General features: G+C 68.4%; 3 protein-coding genes. All 3 read left to right on the top strand.

Translation table 11 applies throughout. The features are described 5' to 3' along the window. Positions 1–355: 355 nt before the first annotated feature. Positions 356–1,828: an SCO6880 family protein gene (locus tag G6021_RS08340; RefSeq protein ID WP_083249524.1), complete on the top strand. Its 1,473-nt coding sequence runs from the start codon at positions 356–358 to the stop codon at positions 1,826–1,828. A 4-nt stretch (positions 1,829–1,832) separates the two neighbouring features. After that, complete coding sequence (locus G6021_RS08335; RefSeq protein ID WP_182641047.1) at positions 1,833–2,726, top strand: hypothetical protein; 894 nt, start codon at positions 1,833–1,835, stop codon at positions 2,724–2,726. After that, positions 2,723–4,146 (top strand): ATP/GTP-binding protein (locus G6021_RS08330; protein ID WP_182641046.1); only part of this gene is annotated, 1,424 nt, incomplete at its 3' end. The genes G6021_RS08335 and G6021_RS08330, both read left to right, overlap by 4 nt.

Here is a 4,146-nt window from a genome sequence, read left to right as displayed (position 1 = left end):
CGGGTCCGCGTTGGGCCTGACTGATGGGGGCAGTGGGGGTTCCGGGGGCGGCGCTTCTGGTGGGCGTGGCCCGTCCGGTGGGGGCGATCCGTCCGGTGGTGGTCCGTCGACTGGTGGCGGATCGCGTGGTGGACCAGCCGCTGGTGGATCCGGGGGAGGCGGCGCTGGAGCTCTTGGTTCCGGCCCCTCGACCGGCGGTGGTCAGCAGGTGGCCGCGGCAGGCCAGACAGGTGCGCGGATCGCGCGCAACGCCGCCGGCATGGCCGGGTCTGCCTTGCGAGCGGGCGGCGGGATCCTCGACGACTCGGTAGGCGCTCCGGTCAATCCGGGGTCGGCCTACCGGTAGGGGGAGCTGATGAGCGAGACGATGGCGCCGCAGACCGAGACGACCACCTACACCCTGGGCCGCAAGCGGGAGCGCAACTTCATTGGCCGCATCCCGGTCCGTACGGCCGTGGTGGGGTTTGTCGGCCTCATGGCGTTCGTGGTGTCGATGTTGGCCCAGCAGGTGCGGTTCGCCCTGGTAGCCGCTCTGCTGGCTGTGCTGGTGGGTGCCCTGGTGCATTTTCACCGAGACGGACGGTCTTTCGTCACGTCGGGGCGGCTGGTGGCCGCGCACGTGTGGCGCCGCATGACTGGGGAGAACCTGTACCTCTCGGGCCCGGAATCGCGGGTGCCGGGCGGGCAACGTCGGGCGCCGGGTCTGCTGGCGGGCACCGAGCTGCTCGAGGATGTCGACGCGAACGGCTACCGGTTCGGGGTGATCGTCAACCCTGCGGCCCAGCAGGTCACGGTGAAGCTGACCGGGCAGCTGTCCGGAGATGTGCTGCGTAGCGTCGCGGAGGCTGAGGCGACGACCGCGCAGTGGGGGACGTGCGAGGCGCAGTGGGCGCACAATCGGAATCTGTTGGCGGTGGTGGCCCGGCACACCACCAGGCCGTCGACGGGGATGCTGGCCTTGCGTGAGGTCGAGACCCTCGATTCGCCGGAGGCACCTGCGGTCGCGCGGGAGATCCAGTTCGAGCGAGCCAGGATGCTGCAATCGGGTGGCCAGGATTATGAGTTCGAGCTGGCTTTCACGCTGAAGGTGTCGGTGTCACATTCCCGGGACCGCCGATTTCTCGACCAGCTCCGTTACGAGATCGGTGCGTTCTATCGCGGCCCACTGCCATGGGCGGGGATCAAGGCGCGACCCATGACGGCGGACGAAATCGTGGCCTCGACGCACAAGGCGTTCAATCCCGCGGCCGAGGAAGACTTCGAGGAGCTGCACATCAAAGGCGTGCCGCACCATCTGCCGTGGTCGGATGCGGGGCCGGCGGTGGCCAAGGCCACCGCGCGCGGGTATTTCCACGACGGCACCTGGTCGCGGACCTGGGAGATGGTCTCCGCGCCGCCGGCCACGTTCGAGAACAAGCACTTGCGACCCTTGCTGGAGCAGCACTCGAGGATCACGCGCAAGACCGTCTGTCTGGTCTACCGGCCGTTCCCCCCGGGAGTGGCGCATTCGCTGGTCGAGGCCGAGCACCGGGACGCAATGGTCGGGGTCAACGACGGCAAGACGATCAAGTCCGTTGACGCCGAGCTGCGGTTGGAGGGCACGACGGCTTCACGTAAGGCGCTGGCCAAGGGAGCTGGGTACGGGCGGCGGTCGATGTACGTGTCGGTGACGTGGTTGCCGGGCGAGGACGACCGGGCGATCGACGGTGATGTGGAGGCGCTGGCCAACCAGTTGAACATCCGGGTGCGCGAGATGCGGCTCATGCAGGACTCGGCGTTCTCGTTCTGCCTCGGTGCTGGAGCCCTGCCGTTCGGAAGGAAGGACTGAGCGGATGTTGAACCTCAAGAACCTATTTGGATCGACTCCCGATACCCGCCCCCGCCCCCTGCGCGGACTGGAGGTCAGTGAGACCGTCGATGCCCGCGGCTTCCCCCAGGCGCTCGTCACCGACGCCAGCCGCCACCAGATTGCCGTGGCGAGCCTGGTGGATGATGCCGGGATCGTGGAGCAGGAGAGGGTCAGTGCGTGGACCCGTCAGGTGGCGGGCCTGGACCGGCTTCTGGCCGGTTTCGCCTGTGACAGCACGACCTCAGCGCCACCGCTGCTGGGTGGAGTGTTCTCGGCCGCCGACAAGACCGAGCGAAGCGACCTCACGGAGTTGGCCTCGATCGTGGCGGTCGACGCACCGACCCTGTACGACGCGGCCGCTCTCGCCGGCCTGCCGGCCCGGCCTGCACGCGAGAGCGAGATCGCCGGGCGCTGCGGTCACGTCCTGGACGCGGCGCTGCGGTCAATCGAGGATCTATCCGAGCTGACCTGGGACGAGTCGTCGCGCAGTGTTCGCGTGGGAAGTGTGGAGTGCGTCAGCTTCACACTGTCGTGCTCGGATCCGGCCAGCGGAGCAGAGGCCAGCGCGGACGTGTCCGACGTGCTGGCCGAGTGGGACGCCGCCGGCCACATCTGGCGTACCCGCTGGATGCGCCCCTTCGTCGACCCCCTGTCGGTCAGTGAAGTCGAGGCCGCCGACGGTGGACGGGTGTGGTCGACGGTGACCGTGGCCGGCGGACACGAGATCGCCCGACTGTTCTTGCAGGCGCTGCGGCCGCGTACCCGCTTGCGGGTGCGGCATGAGTCCGGGCGCCAAGGGGTGATGTTGGCCGCCAACCTTGGACTGGGTGTGGCGGGGTTCCAGCACGCGACGATCGAGACGGAGCTGCCGCTATGAGTATGTGGAGACCAGAGGAGGCCACCGCCGACTACGGCGAGCTGTTCCGGGCGATCCTCGACGGGCAAGAGAAGTACCCGCTGCCGTGGACCCGCCGAGGGCGGGCCCTGGGCAGATGGCAGAAGGCCAACCCGGATGAGGTCGGGCGGATCAAACACGAGTCGCTAGCCCGGCATGGTGTGGCCCCGGTGGTCGGGGAGGATGCGTGGCCACGAGCCGGGGCGCGCGGCTTTCGTGCCCCCTTCGCTGCCGGGATCGGGTCGGGTCTGGTGCGATCGGTCACTGCTCCGAACGAGTTCATGATGGCCACGAACTACGCCGCCGGGTGGAACCCCAACTCGGTCGGGTCGCCGTCTCCGATGATCGGCCCGCCGATCGGTCGGAACCTGCTCGACGGCAAGGACCTCGGCTTCGACTGTCTGAGCTGGCTAGAGCAGAACCTGCTGTCGACGCCGTCGGCGTTCTTGATGTCGGTGCCCGGGCTGGGTAAGTCCTCGCTGGTGCGGCAGATCCTGCTCGGACACTCGGCCCAGGGTCATGTGCCGATCATTCCCAACGACCTCAAGGGCGAGTACGTCCCCCTGGTGCTAGCTGTCGACGGGCAGGTGATCCGGATCGGGCACGGCCTGGACCGGATCAACCCCCTCGACGCGGGAGCTCTGGGTTCGGTGGTGCCGGTCCTCCAGGCGGCGATCGCCACTCACACCGGGGACACCGACGCCGATCGGGAGAGGCTGCGCATGTTGGAACAGCAACTCCATCGAGCCAAAAAGGAGGTGGCCGCCGGTCAGCGCCGGATGATCGAGACTCTGGTCTCGCTCGCCCGGCAGGGTCGGATGGCCGATTACGAGTCCGCGGCCGTGGCCGTGGCACTGGACGACCTATACGCCGAGGACGGCCCGGACGGGCGCAGTCGCTGGGTGCATCCGCCGGAGCTGACGGACCTGATCGCCATGTTGCAGGCGGGGTCCCGGCAGCTGCACCAGGTCACCGTCTCGGCGTCGGATGAGGAGTATCACGCCACCGTCCGGCCGCTGCTGCGCAGCCTGTATGCGATGCAGCACGGTGTGACCGGGGAGATCTTCTCGGGGCAGACCACCACGCCCATCGACGTCAACTCCGCCGCGGTGGTGATCGACGTGTCCGCCCTGGACGACAACGACGAAACCGTGAAAGCCGCGGTGATCATGGCGTGCTGGTCGGCGGCAGCGGGCGCGGTGACGGCGTCGAAGATTCTCGCCGATGCTGGCCTGCGCAAGCGGAAGCTGTTCGCCTACACCCTCGACGAGCTGTGGGGCACGCTGGCCGCCGCGCCGGGGCTGACCAAGCATGTGGACGGTCTCATGCGTCTGCTCCGAACAATGGGCTGCGCGGTGTACCTGGTCACCCACGGGTCCAAGGATCTGGAGACCCTGCCGAC

The organism is Dietzia sp. CW19, from assembly GCF_014145265.1.
Lineage (GTDB): Bacteria > Actinomycetota > Actinomycetes > Mycobacteriales > Mycobacteriaceae > Dietzia > Dietzia natronolimnaea.
The sequence above is the reverse complement of the archived record's forward strand: the minus strand, read 5'-3'. Positions and strand labels throughout refer to the sequence as shown.

Bases quoted from the DNA above. Each gene is read 5' to 3' on its own strand.
- G6021_RS08340 (WP_083249524.1), top strand. From the start codon at position 356: ATGAGCGAGACGATGGCGCCGCAGACCGAGACGACCACCTACACCCTG.
- G6021_RS08335 (WP_182641047.1), top strand. From the start codon at position 1,833: ATGTTGAACCTCAAGAACCTATTTGGATCGACTCCCGATACCCGCCCC.